Source organism: Alphaproteobacteria bacterium (genome assembly GCA_035625915.1).
Lineage (GTDB): Bacteria > Pseudomonadota > Alphaproteobacteria > JACZXZ01 > JACZXZ01 > DATDHA01.
This window is the reverse complement of record DASPOR010000006.1, coordinates 1-23013: the sequence shown is the minus strand read 5'-3', so window position 1 is coordinate 23013 and position 23013 is coordinate 1. Positions and strand designations below refer to the sequence as shown.

Below are 23013 nucleotides of genomic sequence, written 5' to 3'. Positions count from 1 at the left end.
TGCGTGCGCGCTCAGACGCCCGAGGCGCGCTTGATCGCGCGGCGGATGCGGTTATATGTGCCGCAGCGGCACACATTGGTGATCGCGTCGTCGATTTCCGCGTCGCTCGGTCTTGGCGACTTCGAGAGCAGTGCTGCAGCCGCCATGATCATGCCCGGCTGGCAGTAGCCGCATTGGGGTACGTCCTCCGCGATCCACGCGGCCTGCACGGGGTGCGAGCCGTCTGGCGAGAGCCCTTCGATCGTCGTGATCGATTTGCCTTCGATCGAGGAAACGGGTGTGACGCATGCCCGCGTCGCTTCCCCGTCTATGTGAACGGTGCACGCACCGCAATAGGCGACGCCGCAGCCGAATTTGGTTCCCGTCATTCCGAGCGTGTCGCGCAGAACCCAGAGGAGTGGCGTGCTCGGATCGACGTCGACTTCGCGATCCTGGCCGTTCACCTTGAGACGGAGGGCCACCGCGGCGTCTCCTGTAATACGATCGATCGAAGAGCTTAGACCCTTCGGCAGATCCGCGGCAATCGTCCGCGCAGTCTCCGATTTGCTTTCGCTGAGACGTGACCGACTCGCCTGCCGGCGGGGGCCGAAGGTCGATTTGGATCGCTAGTGTGGTGGATCTGAAGTTCCTATGATTTTGGTGGCGGCCGCGTCTAGGAACTTCAAATGCGAATACCACATTAGGCTGGTGCGGATGTACGTGGATGCCCGGGTCAAGCCCGGGCATGACGGTTTTGAGGTATTTTGCGCAGAGCGCTTAATCGCTGCCGATACGCCAAAATCTGACTAGAATCGCACAAGACGTCTCCCTTCGTCATGCCCGGGCTTGACCCGGGCATCCAGGCCTTTCAACGCCCGGAGCTTGATGAGCGGAGATGTCCGGAATCAATTGCCGGACACAACGCACTACCGTGTCTTGAGTCCGAAACTCGCTCACGGTCAGGCACCCAAATGTGACGAATTTCGGTTTCGCCACACTAGCCCGTGTGCCGCGGGCTATAGGGGGCGTTCGGCCGTGTTATTGTTGCCGCGTTTGCGCACCTGATAGAGATCGGGGGGTGGATCGGTCAGGCAATCGACGAGCTGATCCCGGAGGTCGCCGAGCGCATCGTCGTATACATCGCGATTGGGGCCCATTTTGCGCGCAAGGGTCAGCACGCTGGTATAAGCATAAAGTTCGGCCATGCAATCGCCATCGTCCGCTTGGTCGGGAGAGCCTGCGCCCACCGCCTTCGACGACGCTTGAATTGGTTTATCCGGCTCGACGGAGGTGCAACCGGTAACGGCAAGAAAAGCGAAAACCAAGAGAATGCGCTTCACGGACATGTGAAGGAACCTTCTGCTAAATCTCGCGGCTTGCCGCTCGCTACCATACGTTCCGAAGCGGGTCAACGACTGACTGCGTCGACGCAAGGCCGTGCGACTGACAAATCTCGCCCAAGCTCGATTAGATGGACCGATTCACGCTTCCCTATTGTCTATTTTGGTTGTTTTCACCGCCACGGCCGCCTCCACCCCACCGGCCATGCCTCCGTCCTCCCATAGGACGGTCGAGTACCGCCTTCTGTTCGGGTGTAAGCGACTTATAGAGGGTCTCGAGCGCGGGCTGGGCCGCTTTAAGGCTTTCAGCCTTTGTCGCGAGAACTTGCTCGTAGTGCGCCAGCCGGTCGACAGCCGTCCGAGGCTGGCCGGCAGTCGAAGCATCTTGCCGACAGACGTCACGATTCTTTGCAGCACCTGCCGTCATCGCCTGGGACCATTTATCCCAAAGCGGCTGCTGTTCGGCGGTGAGTTCCAGCCTTGCCCCTAAATAGGCCAAATGACCGACGACATGAGCGTATCGCTCCGTGCATTTTTGCTCCGGGGATAGACGAGGCACTGACCGTCGCCCCGCCGGGCCGGTCGATTGAGCCAAAGCCGACCCGATCGCCAGGACTGCAGCCGCCACGCCGACCAAAACGAATTTACGGTTAACGAATGTTCTATTCATCTCCATCTCCCCCGTGACCGATGTCGCCCGAATTGAAAGTCCCGTTATCCCCACCGCCTCGTCGATCGCGCACGTGGCGCGGCTCAAAATAAAACGCCAGTCATGAACCCCCCCCAGTATCCACGTAAACGCTATTGGGTAAGTGCCCAGGTTCCGTTCGGCCGAAGGCAGGCGACGCCCGAGACGAACGCGCGAGCCTCTGCGGATCCGGCTCCAAGCGCCATTGCAAAACGAACCGCCCAGCCCAAAGGCCAAGGGCGCATCCGCGCGCCAAGCGACGCCATGACGCTCCTCCTGAAACACGAGCGCTTGTCAGCCAGAAGAATGTACGGACGAATTTGGCCAGTCCTGCGCAGGTCCGATGCGCCTTTCGCGTATAAGCCTTCGCAATGCACGAAATTCTTGGCAGTGTTCGCCGCAACCGAGGAGAATCACCGCATGAAAATGACCCGTCGTGGAACGCTCGTCACCGCAGGAACGGTGGTACTTGGGGGATTGACGATCGCTGCCGGGCTTGCTGAAGCGCAGGAGCATCACCCCGAAATCCGCAGGGCGATCACGGCACTCGAGAAGGCCAAACAATACATGCAGAATGCGGCGCACGACTTTGGAGGACATCGGGAAGCCGCCCTAAAGGAGTGCGACGCCGCAATCGGCCAGCTTCGCGAAGCGCTCAAATACGACCAGAACTAGTGTGGCAAATCCGAAATTCGCCACATCTGGGTGCGACACCGTGAGCGAATTTCGGGTTCAAAGCCACACGAGGCTGCGGCTGCAGGGCGGCGTGCACCCGGCAACTTTTGCCCGAGGGTGAATAATGCCGACAGGGTGCTAGCCGCGCGCCGGACAAGGGCCGGAAATTCCAGGACATTTCGATGGCCTCGATTTTGCTTCGATGCGTGTCGGCATTCTTTTGCACCGGGAGTTTTGCGCGAGCTCGATGCGCGGCGGTAACGGCTTAACGGCTATCGGGCCGCACCGGTCGCGCGCTGGACGGACTGAACATGAAGATCCATTTTCTACCACCTCTGCCGCCGGCCCCGCCGGCGCCTCCGCCAAAGCCTCTCAAAACGGCCTTTGAGGTCGAGCTGGCCACGCAAGAGTTGATCCGAACAGCGCGGCAGCAGCGCGCACAAAGGTTGAATCGCCGGAAATTTCAGGCCGACGGGCGGCATGCGGGACCGGGAGATGCCGATGGCGTTGCGAAGCCGGTGCCGGGCGACGACGAAATCGATTTCACCGTATGACGATTTAGCGCTTCACTTCGAATGATATTCTGCGCGAAACTTCGGGATCGACGCAGGGTTAGCCAGTCGCGTGCGTACAATTTTGCGGTGGTTCTAGCCGTGCGACCGTGGATGTAGACGGTTTTCGGTCACCCGGGTCGTGCCGTTTCATGACGACGCCAACGCACAAAGACTGGATCGATCGCCTGGGGGAACTTCATCCGCTACTCAAGGCGCGACCGGCTGCGTCGAAATGGGCGGCGCGGCAGGCGGAAATCGACGCTGCGATCAAGATCGACGAAGAAGCAGCACGCCTCGCGCGAGACGATCGGGTCCGCGAGAAAGAACGCCGATATAACAACAGAACGTCGTTTTGGGCCTCTTTCGTTATCGTTGTCGTCGTCGCGATTCTCGGCATTTACGTCGTCTTCCGCTTGATCGAAGAAACCCAGATCGAAAACTGCCTCCTCGCCCATCGTCACAACTGCGACAGCCTGCTCGATCGCTGAAGCAATAATTGCAGGATTTGTGGGCAACCGCGCTTGCGCCGCCGCAAGAATCGATCCCGCTTGGACATGGCGGAACGCTCCCGGGGGCAAAAGGGAAGTGGGGATTCGATCCTCAGGGAGCGCAATCCAACCCTCGGTGTGCGATCAAAGCCTCTGTTTCGACGACTTCGCTCACGGAGCCGTCGACCGCATAAGTCGCCATGAGTTCGCGCACCTGGCTCGCCAGCAACTCGGCACGCGCGCCGAGCCTGCCGGGTGCGGTACTGGACATTGAAAAAGCCCGATCTACGAAGGCTTCGATAGAGGTGCTTTGCCGATCGATCGCCGCAACCCGCTCCAGGCGGCAAAAGGTGGACGCAAGCAGGACCGCCTCATGTGCTGGAAATTCGGGCGGACGATGGCGTATTCGCGGTGTATCGCCCGCGGCGAATTCTTCGAGAATGTCCTTATAGGGCTGCCGCCAGGCATTATCGGGAACATCGGGATAGCGGTCGCGGAAGAGAGCCACCGCGCCGTCGTCCTCTAACCGGTCGTCGAGCCGAGCGAGGGTGCGTTCCCGATCCATCCAGTGAAAGGCCCGGCCGATGGCGACCATACGGAAGGTGCCGAGTTCCGGACCGAGATCGTTGGAACTGCCTTCGACGAAACGAATCGCGGCACCCGCCTGCGCGGCATGATCGGCGGCAACCCTGAGCATCGACGGCTCGGGATCGAGCGCCACGACCTCCCCGACATATGGCGAAAGAGCAACAGCGAGCTGACCCGGCCCGCAGCCGAGGTCCATGACCCGGTGCGCCTTGTTTAAGCCGCAAATGCGTGCAACTCGCTCGATCAGACGCGGCGAATAGGGTGGCCGTCCCTTGAGATAATGGGGTGCGGCCGTGCGAAAACGGACTGCAGTGGGAATGGGCGGCTCAACCATGGGGTTCCAATCGATGGCGAGTGACCGCCGCGGCAACCCTGCCTCGTCCCTCAAAACGGCGACAATCAAGCGCCTTTGCATTGAAAATCATGAACTCACCTTTTGCGTGTATGACCGCATGAATCTGTTCGCCAAAAGAAGCCCCGCCGCAGAGGGGTTCAGAGGCGGGGCGAATTTTGGGGTTCAAAGAGGTTCGCGGCGTCTTTTGACGTCGCAGAGAATGGTACGGCCGAGCTCGACTTTTCCGGTGGCGTTCAGACGAAAAATATCGGGAGCGTCGCGGAGGGGAAGGAACGGCTGCGTGCCCTGGGTTGACCAGGGCCGCACCGTCACGCCACCGGTTCGTAGAGCCTTGCGTTCGCAAGGGCGTGCTCTGAAACCAGTTTCGTGTTCGTCGGGTCTTTGACATCTCGAAGGCGAAAATGCCGGAGCCTGTCTCGATCCACGAACTCCTCCACCACTACCCACACAGTCCAGGAGGCTCCGGTTTTTTTGTAGTGCTGTCCCACTTCAATCTTCCGCACAGAGCCTCCAAGGGGGTGGTCTATACGATCCCGCGCTAACTCGGTGAACGTCGTGGCGCGGGAAACCCGCCGAATTGAAGCGTGCATCGCTCGCCTGACCTCCCGCGCCGAAAAGCGTGAAAGGTACCGCGCATTGCGCCCTTCGATAGCCTGGGGCTGCGCCCGGGACGTCGGTGTGGTTCAGGCGACGTAGTGCAGGACCGCCTTGTACAACCGCGAGATAGCGCCCTTCGCCTTCGAGCCGTCCTCAACGTGAACGTGGGCTTCCGCCTTGGCTTTAAGGCGTCTGTCGAGATGCTCCTCTAGCTGCTCGATGCGCACGGAGGAGACCGCGGCGACCCGATCCTCAGCGCCCACGTCGCACATCCGATCCAGGATCTCGAGGCCCTTCAGCCAAAACCACCGTTTTGACGTCCGGCTCTGGCTGCATCGCGACAGGATTGGAAGAATATTTCCCACCAATGTCGCCATGGTCAGATAGGACATCTTGGTATGCGCTTGCCTGATATTTGCCGCCAGGATGGCGTGCGCCTCGCGCGGGTCCACGAGCGCGCCTGGACCGTAGGGGGCGGTAAATTCGAGGGTGTGGCTCCAGCAGTTCGCCCGGCCCTCAGGGCCGAATTCAGCCTGGGCCCTCGGCAGGATTTCCTGGATGACCGCTTTGAACAAGATGTCGGCGCGTTCCTGCTCGCGGCCGTCGTTCGTTCCGATGATTTTCGGCGCAAATGGCTTCAGTTCCTGCCGCCAGGCGTCAACCGCGCCGTCGTTCAACTGGATGGCGAATGTCCGGACAAGAGGCGACGCCGTTCTCGGGCGGTCGGTATGGCGCTCTCCGGCCAAGTAGGCGACAAACGACATTATGCAAAGAGTTCCGCCCCTGATACTGCCTGCCCCACGCCCGAGTTCGATGCGCTCGTAGAGCCGCTCAAGCTGTAGATTGACGGCCATTGACGCCTCCGTTGATGCATTTTTCCCGTCGGTCCTTCAATGGGACCGAGCTCACTTTATTCATATGGTTACCGGGTCGGCGGTAGGGAAGGCTTCAAAGCGTCTTATTCCTCGATGTTAGGGCGCGCAAGTCGGCTGTTCCACGAGTTGAGGGCGGGGTGGCATGGCCGCGGCACCTCCGTGACCTGCCGGTGGACTGCCTTAGCGATTATCTCCCAGGGGCCGTTTTTCGCCCGATAAGAAATGAAGGACGGACATCCCCAATGGTTTGATGAAGGTGCGCCGCAAATTCGCAAACGTCGCCACGAGGACCCCGAAGGAGGCGGGGGTCAGCGGGTCACCAAACCATGTACCGCTTCGCAATGCCGCACGAGGTTTGGATGCGCTGTGACGAATTCCTTGAGCGGTGTGTCGATGTCGTAGAAATGTATGTTGGCGATGAAGCCGTATAATCCGGCATCGCCGCTGCTCGGCTCAGATCCGTAAAGATAGCCGCCAGCGCCAATCAAACTTGCCAGTACATGCAAGTCGGCAAGACCTCTCGCATAGGCCTCATTGGGCTCGTAACGCCCGATCCCTTGATAATGGTACCTCTCGAAGTTGTATTTCTGTGCACGCTCCAATGCCTCGATCGTGATTTCGGAATGGGTGCCGAGCAACGCATCCCTGAACAGCGGCCAGAACCGCGGATCGCGCCAGCGCGAATACGACATCACCCAATAGAGGTCGTCGAGCGTCCTTCTTATCAGGAGATCGGCGTCCCGTTGCGACGGTGTCAAGCGGGCGTCTATCGTCAAGCCGTACTTCGCGATCAGATGCGCGATGATCGTGTCGCTGTCGCCGACCGCGTCGTCCTCGTCGACGATGTAGGGCAGCTGGCCGCGCGGCGCCGACTTCGGATCCAGGATATGTTCGTGGCGAAAGGCGAGCTTGCAGAGTTTCAGAAACGCGAAAATCTTCAGGCCGTAGGGATTGTTGTCCGCGACCCCAAACAGCTCAGGATAGGAATAGAGCGTGATCATCCGGCACTCTCCAGCGAAGAGCAAAGCAGGTGTTGGAACCAATCCGCTTGGCGAAAATAGCACGTTCACGATTCTGTTGCCCTCTTGGCAAAGGGCGGCTTACGGTCAAACCTGTAAGGGCATTGGTTGCCACGCGTCAGGGAGAGCAGCCCTGACGCTGCTCGGTAGAGGCTGGAGCCCGCCGCCATGAACGAGCGTGCCATCGCCATTCCCGATGTCGGCACGGCGGAGACGACGCTCTACCACGTCCTGGCCCGGCGATTGTCCGACAGCGCGGACAAGCCGTGGGTCGTTGGCGAGGAGAGGGCATTCAGCTACCGAGAGGTCGACCGGCTGGCGAACCGACTTGCCAATGGCCTCGCCCGGCTGGGCGTCGGGCGGGGCGACACCGTGCTCCTGATGCTCGACAATTCGATCGATTTCATCGCACTCTGGTGCGCGCTCGGCAAACTCGGGGCGATCGAGGTCTCGATAAATTGCGGCTACAAGGGCCAACTCCTCGCGCGGGTCATGAAGGATTCGCTGGCGCGGATCGTGATCGCCGAGGAGACTTACCTCTCCCGTTTTGCAGAAATTGCCCCCGAGCTTAGCGCAATCACGACGATCGTCGCACGCAGCGCTTCAAGCGGCGCCGATGCTGCACCACCGCTTGCGCATGCGCGGATGGCGCCGTTTTCCGACATCCTCGACACGAACGATCGCTACGACGCGGCTCCGCTTTCGCCCTGGGACCACGCGGCAATAATGTACACTTCCGGCACGACCGGGCCATCGAAGGGTGTCATCGTCACCCACGGGCACGCCTACGAATATGCGCGCGGCGTCATCGATATGCTCGAGATCGAGCCTCGCGACGTCTATTACGCGCCGTTGCCCCTTTTCCACATCGCCGGCCAGTGGGCGGTGATCTATGCGGCGGCAATCGCGGGGGCCACGGCCGTACTCCCCGACGCCTTCAGCGTCTCGCGTTTCTGGTCCACGGTCCGGCGTCATCGCGCCACCTGTTCCTTTCTATTGGGTGCGATGGCCAACCTCCTTTACCGGCAGGCGCCCGGTACCGACGATGCAGCGAATCCGCTCGAGCGCGTGCTCGTGGTGCCGCTCATCCCCGAGGTCGAGGCATTCAAGGCGCGCTTCGGCTGCCGCGTCTCGACCACGTGGGGAGGCACGGAAATGAACTGCCCGACCCGGTCGGGTTTCACATTGCCAAACAACAAGACCTGCGGTCGCGTGGACGAGCGGCTTTACGAAGTGCGTATCGTCGATGAGCATGACAATGAAACGGCCGCGGGCGTTCCCGGCGAGGCCGTGGTCCGCCCCAAGCTGCCGTGGATCGTCATGGCCGGCTATTGGAACCGGCCAGACTGGACGGCGGAAGCCTGGCGCAATCTCTGGCTTCACACGGGCGATATGCTGATGCGGGACGAAGCCGGTAATTTCTATTTCGTCGATCGCACCAAGGACGCGATCCGCCGGCGTGGCGAGAACATTTCCTCGATGGAGGTCGAGCAGGAGATCAACGCACATCCGGACGTGCTCGAGTGCGCGGTGATTCCCGTCTCCTCCGATGAGACCGAGCAGGAGGTGATGGCGGTCGTCGTCCCGAAGCCCGGGCATCGGATGACGCCCGAGGCGCTGATCGATTTTCTGGCGCCGCGCATGGCTTATTTCATGGTGCCGCGCTATATCGAATTGGCACTCGAGCTGCCGAAGACCCCGACCGGCAAGATCCAGAAGTACGGTTTGCGCGCGCGCGGCGTGACACCGGCGACCTGGGACCGTGTCGCCGCGGGGATCGTGCTCAAGCGCTGATTGCGATTTGGCATTCACGGAGCCCGGCCGGCACGGCCCTTCGGCGCCAGGGCCATGAAGCTCATGACGCTATCGAGAAAGGGATGGAGGAAATCATGGACGACCGCATCATCGTCAGGCGCGACGGCCACGTCGCTTGGCTCGTGTTCAACCGCCCGGAGCGGCTGAACGCGATGACGATCGAGACCTGGCAACTTATGGACCGTCACCTGATCGCACTCTCGGCGGAACGCGATGTGCGCTGCCTTGTCCTTGCGGGCGAGGGCCGCGCCTTCCTCGCCGGACACGACGTGGCAGAAATTCGCGAGCATAACGAACTTATCGGCAGCGGAAGGCTTTCCCCTGCACAACTTCGGGAATGGCAGAAGGCGCTCCAGAACACCACGCGCCATATGCGCCAAGCGCCATTCCCCGTGATCGCGGCGGTCCAAGGTTACGCCGTCGGCGCGGGGTGCGAGGTGACGTTCGCCTGCGATCTGATCGTCGCCGCGCGGAGTGCGAAATTTGGCTTCCCCGAGGTGAATATCGGCGTCACCATCACCAACGGCGGATGCTTCTTCGCACCGCGCAAAGTCGGCCTCGCCAAGGCGCGGGAGCTTGCCTATACCGGCGAGTTCATCGACGCCGTCGAGGCGCATCGCCTCGGCCTCGTCAATCGCGTCGTTCCCGACGGCAAGGAGCGTGCGGAGGCCGATGCTCTCGCTCGCCGGATCGCGAGCCGCGCCCCCGTGGCCGTGCAGCTCCACAAGACCATGATCGATCGCGGGCTCGAATCCTCGCTCGAAGCGATCCTCGCCTTCGAGACCGAGTGCCTGGTGCAGACCGCGATGACCAAGGACAATCTCGAAGGTACCAACGCATTTTTCGAAAAGCGGGAGCCGCGGTTCACGGGCGATTGAGCGGTATAATCGGTCGGCGCCACAGTAACGGCATCGCGGATTGGGAGTCGGATATTCGGAGGTAAAATTCATGGGCAAGCTTGACGGCAAGGTTGCGATCGTCACTGGCGCTACCAGCGGCATCGGTCTCAGGACGGCGGAGCTATTCGTGGCGGAGGGTGCGCGGGTGGCGATCGCGGGTCGTCGTCGCGCCGAAGGCGACGCAATCGCGAAGCGCTTGGGTGCTGCCTGCATTTTCCAGCAGACCGACGTCACCAAGGAAGATCAGTTCAAGACCCTCATCGGCCGCGCGGTCACGGCGTTCGGCCGGGTCGATTGTCTCTTCAACAATGCGGGTGGGCCCGCGCCGACCGGAAGCGTCGAAGACATTCCGACCGACGGGTTCGATGCGGCGTTCGCACTCCTGGTTCGGAGCGTGATGCTCGGCATGAAGCACGTGGCGCCGATCATGCGCCGTCAGCGCGCCGGCAGCATCATTAACAACGGCAGCATCGCCGGTATTCAGGCGGGCTATTCATCCTCGCTCGTCTATGGGGCGGCCAAGGCGGCGGTGATCCACCTGACGCGCTGCGTCGCGATGGAACTCGGCGAGAGCAACGTCCGCGTCAACAGCATTTCGCCGGGCGGCATCGCCACGGGCATTCTGGGCAAGGCGCTGGGCCTCTCCGTGGAAGCGGCCGAGCGCAACATAAGCGTCATAGAGGGACGCCTCGCCAAGATGCAGCCGATCCCGCGTGCTGGCGTGCCGGACGACATCGCAAATGCCGCACTTTTCCTCGCGAGCGATGACTCCTCATTCATCAACGGCCACGACCTCGTCGTCGATGGCGGGGTCCTCGGCGGGCGCAACTGGACGGTCCAGCAGGAGGGACTGAAGGCTTTGCGCGCCGAGCTTCACAAGGTGGCGAGCTGAATAGCCGAGGTCCGTACTGGATCCAAGGCTATTGCGCGACGCGCGACCAAACCTGACTGCCGCCGTCCGTCATCACCGGAAGGGTCAGTTGGTTGCCTTTGATCTCGTACCTGCGAACGGAGTCGAGTTCGTGGGCGATACGGGTATCGAGCGATCCCGGTGGACATGCCGCACGCGTCATGGCCAGCGTCGTAAACACGATTTCGCCTTCCGCCGGGCCCGTTGCCGACCACACCCATCGACCGTTCGCGCGATTGCAGTCGAGCCGCAGTGAAACGCTTCCGTCATTCGCGAGCGTCATTTCATATTTCGCGGGATCGTCGGGCCGCGCACTGCCGATGCTGGGGCTTGCAGAGAGCAACTCGACAAGACGCCACGACCCTGTCGGCGCCACGTCGTTCGCCGGTGGCGGCGTGTCGCATGCCGCCAACAGCAGAAGTGCTATCGGCATTAACCGGATAGGCAATCGCGCCACCACCCCCCTTATCGCGATTGCCGGTCGGAGGGACTTGTGCTTACGCACACCGCAACCCCTTGCACCTTGCGACGGCGAGAGCCCGGCCACGGGCGGACCGGTTCCCCTGCCAGAACTGGAACGACTTGAATATGCCCCGCCGAGGCGCACCTTCTCGGGAGCGTCCGGAGCGTCACGGCATTCTTGCGCGAAACGAGATTTTTTCCAATTAATGTGACTCAACCGATGACGGTGCTCACCGACGGCTTGACGATCTCTGGGCTTGTCGCGAGGATGCGGTTCGTGACCAGGAACACGCAAAAGGGCAAGGATCGCAGCACGGGGCGACCGGCCCTCACGCCCGAGGGCGAAGCGTCCGCGCGTCTACGCAAAGCGCGGTTGGCGGCGGCCCTGCGCGAAAATCTTCGCCGACGCAGGACCGATCTCGCCGGTCGGTCCGACGTGGAAACGCCTCCCTCGGCTGCCGGCCGACCGCCGAAGCGGGACGGCGTGGACTGACCACGGCGTCAGAGGAAACCGTCTGTTCGGATGCAGCCGTCACGAGTGGCCGTTCGGGTTTACTCGAGCTTCGCCCAAAGAAGGTCTTGCGACGGTCGGCGTTCATTTGCAGGCGTGCGCAAGATCATGCGTCCGTCGCCCGCTGGGATCACAAGACGCTCAAGGTCCTTTCCCTCCCAGTTCGGGATCCAGCACACCTCGACATGGTGCCGCACCCGATCGCCCAAGTCCGTATAGCGGCCTGCATAGGCAATAATCTTGTCGTAATTGGCTGCCTTGTCGGTGGCGGGGATCGCATCCCACGCACCCTTCAACCGTGGACGCGCCGCGGCACCGACCATCACCATCATGCGCCCGTCGGCCAGGTAGCATAGATAGCCTCGTGGATCGGGCCCGAGAATGTCTACACGGCCGCCGTCGGGCTGCACTTCGGTGTAGCTCAAAAGTCGCCACGTGCCTACGAGGCGAGAAGCGGGGGGCATGCGCCACTCCTTCTCCAAAGCCTCATCGCCACCCCGTCTTCCGCCATGTGTTATGAGCGCGTCTTCAGGATGTCGCGAATTTCGGTCAGAAGCTCGACGTCGGGCGGCACCGCAGGTGCCTCGGCCTTTTTCGGGAACAGGCGGTTGATTTCCCGGATGACGATGAATATCGCGAAGGCGACGATCACGAAATCGATGATATTGTTGATAAAGACGCCGTAGTTGAGCGTTGGCGCTCCCGCGGCCTTCGCGGCGGCGAGGGTCGGGTAGCTCTTGCTGGAAAGGTCGATGAACAGATTTGCGAAATCCAGGTTGCCAAGGATGAGCCCGATGGGTGGCATGATGATGTCGGCCACGAGGGAGCTCACGATCCTTCCGAACGCGGCCCCGATGACAACGCCGATGGCAAGGTCGATGACATTGCCGCGCATCGCGAATTCCCTGAATTCCTTGAGCATCTACCCCTCCTTTGTCCTAACCCCAGCTCGGCCCGCTTCGGCGCATTGCCCTCGCCGGCGAGGACCGTGCGATTAGCCTCGCCCCTGGCACTGCCATTCTAGTTGAGTTAAGGGACGGGGGAAGGGCGGATTACCGCGCGTGACCATGATCGGTTTCCCTCACCCACCCCCTAGCTTTTGTGCGGATCGGCCCGCTATAACGGGCGACTGAGGGGGGAGGGTTTTCGCCCGGCCGAATCGTATTTCGGCGCGGCGGAGCAAAGGATATTCGATGGACCGAATTCTCATTCGCGGCGGCGCCAAGCTCAAAGGCACCATTCGCATCGGTGGCGCCAAGAACGCGGCACTTCCGCTTCTTGCCGCGAGCCTGTTGACGGACGATACTCTGACGCTCGCCAACTTGCCTCATCTCGTCGACATCACGATGCTTGCGAGCCTCTTGGGTCAGTTGGGCGTTGAGCTCGAGATGAACGGCCATGCGCCGAACGGACACGCGGGCCGCGCGCTATCGCTCAGTGCCCGGCGAATCACGAACACAACGGCGCCCTACGATCTCGTGCGCAAGATGCGCGCATCGGTCCTTGTCCTCGGGCCACTCGTCGCACGCTGCGGCGTGGCACGCGTGTCGCTCCCTGGCGGCTGCGCGATTGGCACGCGCCCGGTCGACCTCCACCTCAAGGGGCTCACGCAGCTGGGCGCTGAAATCGAGCTCGATTCGGGCTACATCAACGCCAAGGCGCCGCACGGACTCAAAGGTGCGCACGTCACCTTCCCGATGATTTCGGTCGGGGCCACGGAGAACGTGCTCATGGCCGCGACCTTGGCGAAGGGCGAGACGATCATCGAGAATGCAGCCCGCGAGCCTGAAATTGCCGATCTCGCCCGTTGCCTCGTCGCCATGGGTGCGGAGATCGACGGGATCGGCACGGAAACGTTGCGCGTGCAGGGAAGTGCGCGACTCCACGGCGCCCATCACGAGATCGTTCCCGACCGGATCGAGACGGGCACTTACGCGATGGCGGCCGCGATCACCGATGGCGAGCTGGAGCTTGCGGGCGCGCGGCTCTCCATGATCGGTGCCGTGGCCGAGACCCTGCAGGCCGCCGGTGTCGCACTCACCGAGACAAATCACGGCCTCAAGGTCGGACGCGCGAACGGGGCGGTCAAGGGCGTCGATATGATGACGGAGCCGTTTCCCGGTTTCCCGACCGACCTCCAGGCGCAATACATGGCGCTCATGTCGACCGCCGAAGGGGCATCGATGATCACCGAAACGATTTTCGAGAATCGCTTCATGCATGTGCCTGAGCTGATGCGCATGGGGGCCAACATCAATCTTCATGGCACCTCCGCGATCGTGCGCGGGGTCGGCAGACTTTCCGGAGCACCCGTGATGGCGACCGACCTGCGCGCCTCGGTCTCGCTTGTTCTCGCCGGCCTCGCTGCCGAAGGCGAGACCGTGCTGAACCGCGTCTATCATCTCGATCGCGGATATGAGCGCCTCGAGGAAAAACTTGCCGCCTGCGGCGCTTCGATCGAGCGGCTCAAGGAGTAGCGGGCACCCGGGCGACGGGTCGAGGCCGGAAATAGGCAAGCGAAGGGGAAAGGGGAATGGCGGAAATCTTGCACTTGCGTGCCGAGGACGCGGAGGATATGGCCGTGATTTCGAGCTGCCTGCAGGACGCGCTCGTTCCGCTGCACGATATGCAATTCGACCGCGCTAATCACCGCTTCATCGTCGTCGCCAATCGCTTCCGCTGGGAAGGCTGCGAGCCGTGCATCGAGGCGGCGGCACTCGGACCTGAGGCCGTCTTCGAGCGGATTGCGTGCGCCGTCACGTTTGAGGGTGTAACGAAGGTAAGCGTGCTGGGGATCGATCAGGGTAAACGCGACACACCGCTCGAACTCCTCGCGATCGTGGTGGGGGAGGCGGGCGGGGCCAATGCCGGCGCGTTCGCCCCCGAGAGCCGGACGACGATCCGCCTCATCTTCGCGGGCGGCGGCGTGATCCGGCTCGACGCCGGCGGCATTCGCTGCCGCCTCGTGGATTTCGGCGAACCGTGGCCGACCCAGTGGCGCCCGCGACACCGCCTCGATGTCGAGAGCGCTTAGTGTGGCGAATCCAAAATTCGCCGCATCCGGGTGCGGAACCGTGAGCGAATTTCGGATTCAAGGCACGGTGGTGTGTTGTGTCCGGCAATTGATTCCGGACTTCTCCGCTCATCAGGCCCCGAGCGTTGAAAGGCGTGGATGCCCGGGTCAAGCCCGGGCATGACGAATGGAGACGTCTTGTGCAATTCGGGTCAGATTTTGGCGCATCGGCGGCGATTAAGCGCTCTGCGCAAAATACCTCAAAACCGTCATGCCCGGGCTTGACCCGGGCATCCACATGCATCTGCACTAGCCACGCTTGCCTGGGACGACACTAGGGTCCGGACTTATTAGAGCCACCGCACGAGCCGCCCACGACACGCCGCGCGCGGCCGCGCGCGCAACGGGCCCATGGAAAACCGCATTTTTTGACGTTTGGGGCGGATATCTGTAATCAAACGACTATATGAGCAGGGCCGTCGGATGGACGGCTCGTGCAATCGGTACGGAGATCGGTCTTGGCCAGCGATGAAGCTCTTGTGCTTGCCGTCCCCAAGGGGCGCATTTCGGGTGAGCTTGCCCCGCTCTTCGAGCGCGCCGGAATTGCGCCCGAACCGGCATTCGCGGACGGCGAATCGCGCCAGCTTCGCTTCGCCACGGGCGATCCGCTGCTATCGATCATTCGTGTGCGAAGTTTCGATGTGGCGACGTTCGTCGCCTTCAATGCCGCTCAACTTGGCGTGTGCGGCAAGGACGTCTTGATGGAATTCGATTATCCCGAGATTTACGCGCCCCTCGATCTCGGCATCGGAAAGTGCCGGCTCGCCGTCGCCGAGCCTGTGGCCCTCGTCGAGCGCGACGATCCGCGGCGATGGAGCCATGTGCGCGTGGCAACCAAATACCCCGAGGTCACAAAACGCCACTTTGCATCGCGCGGGGTGCAGGCCGAGTGCGTGAAGCTCTCGGGTGCGATCGAACTTGCACCCGGCCTCGGCCTGTGTCGGCGCATCGTCGATCTCGTCTCGACGGGCGCCACGCTCAAAGCAAACGGTCTCGTCGAGGTCGAGCGAATCGCCGACATTACCTCGCGGCTCATCGTCAATCGAGCCGCGCTCAAGACCAGGCCCGAGGAAATCCAGCGATGGGTCGAGCGCTTCCGCACCGCTGCCGAGGAACTCTCCCGTGCCGCTTAGGCTCAACGCAGAGGAGTCCGGCTTCGAGAAGCGATTTGCGAAGTTTCTCGCCGTGAAGCGCGAGGCCGCTGCCGACGTGAAGGCGTCCGTGAGCGCGATCCTGGACGACGTGAGAAAACGCGGCAATCGTGCGGTTGTTGAGCATACAGAACGCCTCGACAAACTTGCACTGACGCCGAAGACGCTGCGCATTTCCCAATCGGAGATCGACGCCGCCGAGCGCGAATGCGAGGGACGCACGCTCACAGCACTTCGCTTCGCCGCCCGCCGGATCGAGGCTTATCATCGCCGGCAAAAGCCGACGGACACCGACTATCGCGACCGCTCCGGCGTTCGTCTCGGTGCGCGCTGGCGCGCCGTGGCTTCCGTCGGGCTCTATGTGCCGGGTGGGAAGGCGGCCTATCCAAGTTCTGTCCTGATGAATGCGATTCCTGCGCGCGTCGCAGGGGTCGAGCGCGTCGCGATTGCCGTCCCCGCACCGAGCGGCGTGGTCAATCCGCTGGTCCTCGCCGCGGCAAAACTCGCTGGCATCGAGGAAATCTATCGCATCGGCGGCGCTCAGGCGATCGCGGCGCTTGCCTACGGCACCGAGACGATTTCCGCCGTCGACAAGATCGTGGGACCCGGCAATGCCTACGTCGCTGAAGCCAAGCGCCAGGTTTTCGGCACCGTCGGCATCGACATGATCGCCGGCCCGTCGGAGATCCTCGTCATCGCAGACAAGGCGAACGATCCGTCGTGGATCGCGGCGGACCTTCTGTCCCAGGCTGAGCATGACGAAGCCGCGCAAGCGATCCTCGTCACCGACGACGAAAACTTTGCCGATGCCGTTGCCGAGGCCGTTGAAGCCCATCTGCGCACATTGCCGCGCGCCCGGATAGCACGCGAAAGCTGGCGCAAGCACGGTGCCGTGATCGTGGTCGGAACGCTCGCCACGGCGGCGGCAGTCGCGGATCGGATCGCACCGGAGCACATGGAGCTTGCCGTCGCCGAACCCGAACCGCTCTTGGCGGCGATCCGGAATGTGGGCGCTGTGTTCCTCGGCGCCTATACGCCGGAAGCTATTGGCGATTATGTCGGAGGACCCAATCACGTATTGCCGACCGGGCGCAGCGCGCGCTTTGCTTCCGGCCTCGGGGTGCTCGACTTCATGAAGCGCACCAGCGTGCTCGGGGTCGACAGGGCGGCACTCACTTCGCTCGGCCCCGCGGCGATCGCACTCGCCGAAGCGGAGGGGCTTGGCGCGCATGCGCTCTCGGTCCGGTTGCGTCTCGCCGAGCGCCGAAGCTAGGGGCGGGGATGGCGGAGGATCGCAGCAAAGAGAAATCGCGCTGCCGGATCGCCCAGATCCATCTCGATGAACGGAGCATCGTTCGTTGGAATGCCGACGTGGAGCATGAGCGCGCTGTCGCGATCTTCGACTTGCTCGAAGGCAATCACTTCATACCGGTCGGCGATTATGACGGGCCGTACAACTTGCGCCTCTCGATCGAGGAGAACCGCCTTATCATGGACATCCAGGACGAAAGGGATGCTCCGCTCACCAAGGTCGCATTATCGATGCTACCCTTCCGCAAGCTCATCAAGGATTACTTTACCGTTTGCGAGAGCTACTTCCAGGCGATCCGCAAGTCAACGCCATCTCAAATCGAGGCCATCGACATGGGTCGGCGCGGACTCCACAACGAAGGCTCCGAACTCCTCCGGGAGCGCCTGGCCGGGAAGATCGAGGTCGATTTCGACACCGCACGCCGGCTCTTCACACTCCTTTGCGTCCTCCATATCCGGAGCTGATGCAGTGGCGGATCTCCCCTCGAGCGTACTTTTCGCGTGCTCGCGAAACGCCATCCGTTCGCCGATGGCGGAGGCGATGCTGAAGCATTTTCACCACCGGAGGATTTTCGTCGATTCGGTCGGTGTGCGCGCGGGCGAGCTCGATCCTTTCGCGGTCGCAGTCATGGAGGAAATCGGTATTCAGATCGGCAAGCATCGACCAAAAGGCTTCGAAGAGCTTCACGACAGTTCCTTCGACGTGATCGTTTCCCTCTCGCCGGAGGCGCAGCACTCCGCCGTCGAACTCACGCGCACAATGGCGTGCGATGTCGAATTTTGGCCGACCCTCGATCCGAGTGTCATCGAGGGCAGCCGGGAGACGCGTCTCGATGCTTTTCGTGCGGTTCGCGACCAGCTTTTGCGACGGATAGAGGCGCGCTTTCCCCCGCCCTTGCGACCGGTGGTTTGAGGAGCGCTGCAAGACGAAAATGCAAGCTGCAATCTGGGTCACGATCGGGGCTGCAATCGGCGGAATGGCGCGCTTCTGGATATCGGGATTTGTCGCACGCCGCATGGGCGAGACATTTCCGTGGGGTACCCTTCTCGTAAACATTTCCGGCTCGTTCGTCATCGGGCTCGCAACCACCTTGGGCGGACCAGGTGCCGACGTCATGGGTGGACCGACGGTTCGGCTCTTCCTCACGACGGGCATTTGCGGCGGCTACACCACTTTTTCCTCCTTCTCGCTTCAAACGCTGAACCTCGCGCGCGAAGGAGAATGGGGGGCGGTGGCGGGCAATGTGCTATTCTCGGTCGTACTTTGCATCCTCGCGGCCTATCTTGGCGTTCTCGCGGGGACTGCATTGACGCCGCGCTGAGTTGGGGGGAGAGGCTGTCTTGCAAGTTCCGAAGAATGCCGTTCTTCTCCGAATTTTCCTCGGCGAGAACGACCGATTCGAGGGCAAGCCTCTTTACGAGGCGATCGTACTCAAGGCGCGCGAGGCGCACCTTGCGGGGGCCACGGTCATCCGAGGGCCGATGGGCTTCGGACATTCGAGCCGCCTCCACACATCGAAGATACTTCGCCTCTCCGAGGATCTTCCGCTCGTCATCGAGATCGTCGATGCGCCGGAGAAGATCGACGCCTTTCTCCCCGTGCTCGACGGAATGATGGTAAGCGGCCTTGTGACCCTTGAAAAAGTCCAGGTGCTGGTCTACGGCGGCACGAAGGGCTGGGAAGGTTAGCACGCTTTGCCGCTCGCCCCGTCTTCTCGGCCTTGGTGAGGCGAAAAGCAATCACGGGCCGTTCGCAGCACTCCGCAGGACGCGAAAATGCTTGACCGGCACGGGGGGTACGTCCCATTTTCTCCCCGCTAAGCGCAAAACCGGTGAGGGGTGATGGCGAAAGAGGATCTGATCGAAGTTTCCGGTACGGTAACGGAGTTGCTTCCGAATGCGATGTTCCGCGTAAAACTCGATAATGAACACGAGATTTTGGCGCATACCTCCGGCAAGATGCGCAAGAACCGAATTCGCGTGCTGGCGGGGGACCGGGTCAATGTCGAGATGACCCCCTACGATCTGACCAAGGGGCGCATCACCTTTCGGTTCAAATAAAGGTTTGGTCCGGCTATATCCATCGCCCGATCCAAGGAACCTCGCGCTCGATCGGGCGTGTTTTCCATCGAATTCGCTTCAATCACGGGAGACAGGGGCGGTGGGACATTTGATCCTGGCCTCCGCGTCGCCGCGACGGCTCGAACTTCTGCGCCAAATCGGCGTGACACCCGAGCGGGTGGAGCCTTCCGCGATCGACGAGCGTGCATTGGCGCGCGAATTGCCGCGTGCGCATGCCCTTCGCCTCGCGGAGGCGAAGGCGCGCGTCGTGGCCGGCGGCCATCCCGGCAAATTCGTGCTAGGGGCTGACACCGTTGTCGCCCTGGGACGACGCATACTTCCGAAAGCACTCGACGAGAAAACCGCGCGAAGTTGCCTTGCAATGCTTTCGGGGCGGCGCCATCGCGTTATTGGCGGTGTGGCACTTCTCAACCCCGGCGGGCGTGCCGTCACACGCGCGGTCACGACGATCGTCGCCTTCAAGCAACTGGAGCCGGGGGAAATCGACGCCTATATCGAGGCGGGCGAGTGGCACGACAAGGCCGGCGGCTATGCGATCCAGGGGCGGGCTGCGGCGTTCGTTCGGTTTCTCTCCGGCTCCTACTCGAATGTGGTGGGCCTCCCGCTCTACGAGACGATGGCGTTGATGAAGGGATTGGGTCTTTGATGCAGGGAAGGAGTCCCGCGGAAGGGGTTCCGACCGGACGCGTGGCAAGATGCGCATCGACGAGATATTGATGGCCACCTCCCCTGGCGAAACGCGGGCAGCGCTTGTGTCCGAAGGCCGCCTCGTTGAACTCGTGGTCGAGCGTCAGAACGCGGCGAGCCTCGTTGGCAACGTCTATCTCGGTCGCGTGAACAAGGTCGTCCCCAGCATGGATGCATCGTTCGTCGAACTCGGGACGGCCCGCGCGGGCTTTCTCGCCGGGGCCGACGTTCGACGCGCATTGAACGCGCAAGGAGACCCGACACGGGGCCGCAGGGGGGACACCGGTCCCATTGCAAGTGCGGTGACGGAAGGCGAAGCGCTCCTCGTCCAGGTGACCAAGGATGCGTTCGCCCAGAAAGGCCCGCGGCTTTCGACCGAGATCGCACTTCCTGGGCATTGGCTCGTTTACACGCCAAACCGGCCGGGCCTCTCGCTCTCGCGTCGGATTTCGTCGGCCGAGGAACGCGCACGGCTCGAAGCCGCGATCGCACCCCATCTCGGCACGGGCGAGGGCGTGATCCTGCGCACCGCGGCCGAAGGTGTCGAAGATCGCAAGCTGCTCGACGATCTCATTCCACTCCGCAAGGCATGGGGCGATCTCCTCGCGCGCGCCAAGGATACGAAGGCGCCGGCACTCCTTTTCTCGGAGCCGGATCCCGTGAATCGCGTGCTGCGCGATCATGCGGGGCCGGGCCTTCGCCGCGTCTTTTGCGACACGCGTGAGGTGCGAGAGCGTGCTGCGGCATACCTTGCGCGAGAGGGCGAGGATGTCGAGGCGCATTTCCACCGGGGACCCGAGCCGCTCTTTGCGCGCCACGATGTGGAGGACCAGCTCGCGCACGCCCTCGACCCGGTCGTGGAGCTGCCGTCCGGCGGCAGCCTCGCGATCGGCGCGCTCGAAGCCCTGACGGCAATCGACGTCAATTCCGGTCGACATACGGGTGCCGGGCGCTTCGCGGACGCGATCCTCGCGGTCAACCTCGAGGCAGCGCCGGAGATCGCGCGGCAAATCCGCCTGCGCAATCTTGCGGGGCTCATCGTCATCGATTTCGTTCACATGGAGGACGCTTCGCAACGCATGCGCGTGACAAACGCCTTGCGCGCGGCACTCGCGGGCGACCCGGTGCCGACGCAGCTTGCCGGCATGACCTCGCTTGGACTCTTCGAAATGACGCGAAAGCGCGTGCGCGAGTCCTTGCGCGACGCGCTCATGGCGCCGTGCGCTACGTGCGGCGGTGCTGGCTGGCTCAAGAGCCCCGAAACCATCGCTTACGAGATACTGCGTGCCGCCGAGCGGGCCGCCGCGACAAGCGGGGGGCGGGCGGTCTCCGCCATCGCCGGTGCCGACGTGGTGATGGCGCTCGAGGAAGGTGCCAAAGCGGCCCGCGCGCAGCTTGAATCCCGGCTCGGCCGGCCGCTCGGCTTGCGTGTCGAGCCCCGCTATGGGCGCGAGCAATTCGACATCGTCGTGGACTAAGGTAATATCGGTTGACATGCCGATGCTGGAGCGATGCGATGGCGGAGATCGCCAAGTTCGAGTCTCGCAGGAAGAAAGCCGCCAAGTGCCCGATCTGCGGCAGGCCGCCCGAGGGAAAATACAAGCCCTTCTGCTCCCGTCGGTGCGCCGATGTCGATCTCAGCCGCTGGCTCGGCGAAGTCTACCGCGTTCCGACGGACGAGAGGCCCGAAGACGGCGTCATGGTCGATCGGGAGCCCGATGCGGAGTAATGGCTTACGCATTCGCGCGAGAGTGCGGATGCTGGACAGGGCGCGCGAAAGTTACTATAAGCGGCGTTCGCCGAAGCCGATCCCGAGGGCGCCCCACGCTCGTAGGGTTGTCGCAAGGTGCTGTCTGCCGCATGGACCAAACCATGCTTTCAACGACGCCCAGGTAGCTCAGTTGGTAGAGCAGCGGACTGAAAATCCGCGTGTCGGTGGTTCAAATCCGCCCCTGGGCACCATTTAATTCGAGGACTTAGCGTCCCCTGGGGTCTTCCATGCAGCATCAAGTTGCATCCTCGGTGCATGGATTCTCAGCCAAGAATTTTTTGCTCCATCCGCTCCATGATCGCCGCGTCGCTCCCTGGCGATTCAAGCCGGTGCGGATAGACATCAAGAGTCGGCCGCGACGCGCTGTGACCGAGAAGCTCCTGCGCGCGTTTCACGTTGCCTTCGGCGAGCACGATGGACGCGAAGAAATGCGGTAGAGAGTGCATCGAATATTTCGGCCGCTGGAAGCCGATAAATTCAACGCGCGGCGTGCGCAGGCTGATCTGCGAGGGCGAGAAGCCCATGGCGCTAGAGCGGCTACTATCGGTCTGGTCTCCCTGGTCAGATCAACGCGCAAAGCTTTTTCAAAGAGTGCATGGTTGCACACGGCTGGACCGAGAGTAGGGCACAGCCATGAGCTGTAACTAACTGAGCGCGTCGCATGGTGAGCGCCGGCACTTCTCGGAAGAGCAGCGCGCGGTCGTCGCGGCAAAGATTGCAAATATGCGACAGGGTGAACGAACGGATTTGGCACCTTCGGCAAATTTGCCGAAAGTTTCTCAAGCCGACGCCGCGAAGCTCATGGGGATTTCAGGGCGCTCACTTCGAAGCGCCAAGACCGTCTCAGAGAGCGACACGGCCACGCCAGAGCTTGTGAAGGCGATGGAGCAGGGAAAGATTGCGCCGACCAAGATGCAAATTTTCACCTTGATTCGAGGTGAGCGCTCGGCGTCCGTCAAAACTGCTTGGGAAGGCCGGCTTCTTTCAGAATCGCATTCGCGGTATGACGAGATTTGATTTTGGTCGGCACCGCGAAGTTGCGATTGCTCTTCGGGCTTTACCAAATCTCGTGGCTGCCCTTGCCCTGTCTGACGAATCTACAGCCGCTGAGTTTGAGAACGTTTCGAAGAGAGCGGGCGTAGTCGGGCATCAACGCGCCACGGGCACTCTCTCGGACTTTCGC

At 62.2% G+C, this 23013-nt stretch carries 28 protein-coding genes, 1 tRNA gene and 1 pseudogene; 19 read left to right on the top strand and 11 right to left on the bottom strand.

Annotation, left to right across the window (positions count from 1 at the left end; all coding sequences use genetic code 11):
* Positions 1 to 11: 11 nt before the first annotated feature.
* The 3 genes from VEJ16_00655 to VEJ16_00645 form a co-directional block, all read right to left on the bottom strand.
* Entirely contained in the window at positions 12 to 461 is a 450-nt protein-coding gene (locus VEJ16_00655; GenBank protein ID HYB08162.1) for a (2Fe-2S)-binding protein, read from the bottom strand.
* 534 nt (positions 462 to 995) lie between these two features.
* Positions 996 to 1325 carry a hypothetical protein gene (locus VEJ16_00650; protein ID HYB08161.1) on the bottom strand — a complete coding sequence of 110 codons (330 nt, stop codon included), beginning with the start codon at positions 1323 to 1325 and terminating at the stop codon, positions 996 to 998.
* Positions 1326 to 1470: 145 nt separating this feature from the next.
* Positions 1471 to 1989, bottom strand: a complete 519-nt coding sequence (locus tag VEJ16_00645; GenBank protein HYB08160.1) for a Spy/CpxP family protein refolding chaperone — start codon at positions 1987 to 1989, stop codon at positions 1471 to 1473.
* Between the two features lie 438 nt (positions 1990 to 2427).
* Between VEJ16_00645 and VEJ16_00640 the strand changes: the two genes are divergently transcribed.
* Complete coding sequence (locus VEJ16_00640; GenBank protein ID HYB08159.1) at positions 2428 to 2682, top strand: hypothetical protein; 255 nt, start codon at positions 2428 to 2430, stop codon at positions 2680 to 2682.
* A gap of 703 nt (positions 2683 to 3385) precedes the next feature.
* Positions 3386 to 3724: a hypothetical protein gene (locus VEJ16_00635; GenBank protein ID HYB08158.1), complete on the top strand. Its 339-nt coding sequence runs from the start codon at positions 3386 to 3388 to the stop codon at positions 3722 to 3724.
* 112 nt (positions 3725 to 3836) lie between these two features.
* Here the strand turns inward: VEJ16_00635 and VEJ16_00630 are convergent, their stop codons facing one another.
* From VEJ16_00630 to VEJ16_00620, 3 genes are all read right to left on the bottom strand, one after another.
* Complete coding sequence (locus tag VEJ16_00630) at positions 3837 to 4646, bottom strand: class I SAM-dependent methyltransferase (protein ID HYB08157.1); 810 nt, start codon at positions 4644 to 4646, stop codon at positions 3837 to 3839.
* A gap of 704 nt (positions 4647 to 5350) precedes the next feature.
* Positions 5351 to 6118, bottom strand: a complete 768-nt coding sequence (locus tag VEJ16_00625) for a hypothetical protein (GenBank protein ID HYB08156.1) — start codon at positions 6116 to 6118, stop codon at positions 5351 to 5353.
* 329 nt (positions 6119 to 6447) lie between these two features.
* Positions 6448 to 7140: a glutathione S-transferase C-terminal domain-containing protein gene (locus VEJ16_00620; GenBank protein HYB08155.1), complete on the bottom strand. Its 693-nt coding sequence runs from the start codon at positions 7138 to 7140 to the stop codon at positions 6448 to 6450.
* Between the two features lie 186 nt (positions 7141 to 7326).
* On the opposite strand from VEJ16_00620, the gene VEJ16_00615 reads away from it, so the two are divergent.
* The 3 genes from VEJ16_00615 to VEJ16_00605 all read left to right on the top strand — a co-directional run bounded on the left by VEJ16_00615 (position 7327) and on the right by VEJ16_00605 (position 10764).
* Positions 7327 to 8952: an AMP-binding protein gene (locus tag VEJ16_00615; GenBank protein HYB08154.1), complete on the top strand. Its 1626-nt coding sequence runs from the start codon at positions 7327 to 7329 to the stop codon at positions 8950 to 8952.
* 95 nt (positions 8953 to 9047) lie between these two features.
* Positions 9048 to 9851, top strand: coding sequence for an enoyl-CoA hydratase/isomerase family protein (locus VEJ16_00610; GenBank protein ID HYB08153.1), 804 nt, complete (start codon positions 9048 to 9050; stop codon positions 9849 to 9851).
* 70 nt (positions 9852 to 9921) lie between these two features.
* Entirely contained in the window at positions 9922 to 10764 is an 843-nt protein-coding gene (locus tag VEJ16_00605) for an SDR family oxidoreductase (protein ID HYB08152.1), read from the top strand.
* Between the two features lie 28 nt (positions 10765 to 10792).
* On the opposite strand, the gene VEJ16_00600 is transcribed toward VEJ16_00605, so the two are convergent.
* Entirely contained in the window at positions 10793 to 11215 is a 423-nt protein-coding gene (locus VEJ16_00600; protein ID HYB08151.1) for an META domain-containing protein, read from the bottom strand.
* A gap of 306 nt (positions 11216 to 11521) precedes the next feature.
* Here VEJ16_00600 and VEJ16_00595 point away from each other — a divergent pair, with 306 nt between their 5' ends.
* Complete coding sequence (locus tag VEJ16_00595) at positions 11522 to 11737, top strand: hypothetical protein (GenBank protein ID HYB08150.1); 216 nt, start codon at positions 11522 to 11524, stop codon at positions 11735 to 11737.
* Between the two features lie 59 nt (positions 11738 to 11796).
* On the opposite strand, the gene VEJ16_00590 is transcribed toward VEJ16_00595, so the two are convergent.
* Both VEJ16_00590 and mscL read right to left on the bottom strand, forming a co-directional pair.
* Positions 11797 to 12219 (bottom strand): lipocalin-like domain-containing protein, encoded by a 423-nt coding sequence (locus VEJ16_00590; protein HYB08149.1) that lies wholly within the window; start codon positions 12217 to 12219, stop codon positions 11797 to 11799.
* A 50-nt stretch (positions 12220 to 12269) separates the two neighbouring features.
* Entirely contained in the window at positions 12270 to 12677 is a 408-nt protein-coding gene (mscL, locus tag VEJ16_00585; protein ID HYB08148.1) for a large conductance mechanosensitive channel protein MscL, read from the bottom strand.
* 271 nt (positions 12678 to 12948) lie between these two features.
* Between mscL and murA the strand changes: the two genes are divergently transcribed.
* The 13 genes from murA to VEJ16_00520 all read left to right on the top strand — a co-directional run bounded on the left by murA (position 12949) and on the right by VEJ16_00520 (position 22021).
* The gene (gene murA / locus VEJ16_00580; protein ID HYB08147.1) at positions 12949 to 14232 is read left to right on the top strand and encodes a UDP-N-acetylglucosamine 1-carboxyvinyltransferase; all 1284 of its coding nucleotides are present in this window, start codon (positions 12949 to 12951) and stop codon (positions 14230 to 14232) included.
* 56 nt (positions 14233 to 14288) lie between these two features.
* Entirely contained in the window at positions 14289 to 14789 is a 501-nt protein-coding gene (locus VEJ16_00575; protein ID HYB08146.1) for a DUF2948 family protein, read from the top strand.
* A gap of 497 nt (positions 14790 to 15286) precedes the next feature.
* On the top strand, positions 15287 to 15961 hold the full coding sequence (gene hisG / locus VEJ16_00570) for an ATP phosphoribosyltransferase (protein HYB08145.1): 675 nt from the start codon (positions 15287 to 15289) through the stop codon (positions 15959 to 15961).
* Entirely contained in the window at positions 15951 to 17252 is a 1302-nt protein-coding gene (gene hisD / locus VEJ16_00565; protein HYB08144.1) for a histidinol dehydrogenase, read from the top strand. Before hisG ends, hisD begins: the two co-directional genes overlap by 11 nt.
* Before the next feature lie 8 nt (positions 17253 to 17260).
* Positions 17261 to 17755, top strand: a complete 495-nt coding sequence (locus VEJ16_00560) for a UPF0262 family protein (GenBank protein HYB08143.1) — start codon at positions 17261 to 17263, stop codon at positions 17753 to 17755.
* Positions 17756 to 17759: 4 nt separating this feature from the next.
* Positions 17760 to 18203 carry an arsenate reductase ArsC gene (locus VEJ16_00555; GenBank protein ID HYB08142.1) on the top strand — a complete coding sequence of 148 codons (444 nt, stop codon included), beginning with the start codon at positions 17760 to 17762 and terminating at the stop codon, positions 18201 to 18203.
* Positions 18204 to 18222: 19 nt separating this feature from the next.
* The gene (gene crcB, locus VEJ16_00550) at positions 18223 to 18612 is read left to right on the top strand and encodes a fluoride efflux transporter CrcB (protein HYB08141.1); all 390 of its coding nucleotides are present in this window, start codon (positions 18223 to 18225) and stop codon (positions 18610 to 18612) included.
* Between the two features lie 19 nt (positions 18613 to 18631).
* Positions 18632 to 18979, top strand: a complete 348-nt coding sequence (locus VEJ16_00545; GenBank protein ID HYB08140.1) for a DUF190 domain-containing protein — start codon at positions 18632 to 18634, stop codon at positions 18977 to 18979.
* A 153-nt stretch (positions 18980 to 19132) separates the two neighbouring features.
* A complete protein-coding gene (infA, locus tag VEJ16_00540; GenBank protein ID HYB08139.1) occupies positions 19133 to 19351 on the top strand; it encodes a translation initiation factor IF-1 in 219 nt (72 codons plus the stop codon).
* Positions 19352 to 19451: 100 nt separating this feature from the next.
* Positions 19452 to 20018 (top strand): Maf family protein, encoded by a 567-nt coding sequence (locus tag VEJ16_00535; GenBank protein ID HYB08138.1) that lies wholly within the window; start codon positions 19452 to 19454, stop codon positions 20016 to 20018.
* A 70-nt stretch (positions 20019 to 20088) separates the two neighbouring features.
* Complete coding sequence (locus VEJ16_00530) at positions 20089 to 21537, top strand: Rne/Rng family ribonuclease (GenBank protein HYB08137.1); 1449 nt, start codon at positions 20089 to 20091, stop codon at positions 21535 to 21537.
* A gap of 38 nt (positions 21538 to 21575) precedes the next feature.
* Positions 21576 to 21788: a DNA gyrase inhibitor YacG gene (yacG, locus tag VEJ16_00525; GenBank protein ID HYB08136.1), complete on the top strand. Its 213-nt coding sequence runs from the start codon at positions 21576 to 21578 to the stop codon at positions 21786 to 21788.
* Between the two features lie 157 nt (positions 21789 to 21945).
* A tRNA-Phe gene (locus tag VEJ16_00520) sits at positions 21946 to 22021 on the top strand.
* Positions 22022 to 22093: 72 nt separating this feature from the next.
* Here the strand turns inward: VEJ16_00520 and VEJ16_00515 are convergent.
* Both VEJ16_00515 and VEJ16_00510 read right to left on the bottom strand, forming a co-directional pair.
* Positions 22094 to 22354 carry a site-specific integrase gene (locus tag VEJ16_00515; GenBank protein HYB08135.1) on the bottom strand — a complete coding sequence of 87 codons (261 nt, stop codon included), beginning with the start codon at positions 22352 to 22354 and terminating at the stop codon, positions 22094 to 22096.
* A gap of 431 nt (positions 22355 to 22785) precedes the next feature.
* Positions 22786 to 22980: pseudogene (locus VEJ16_00510) on the bottom strand (type II toxin-antitoxin system HicA family toxin).
* Positions 22981 to 23013: the final 33 nt, after the last annotated feature.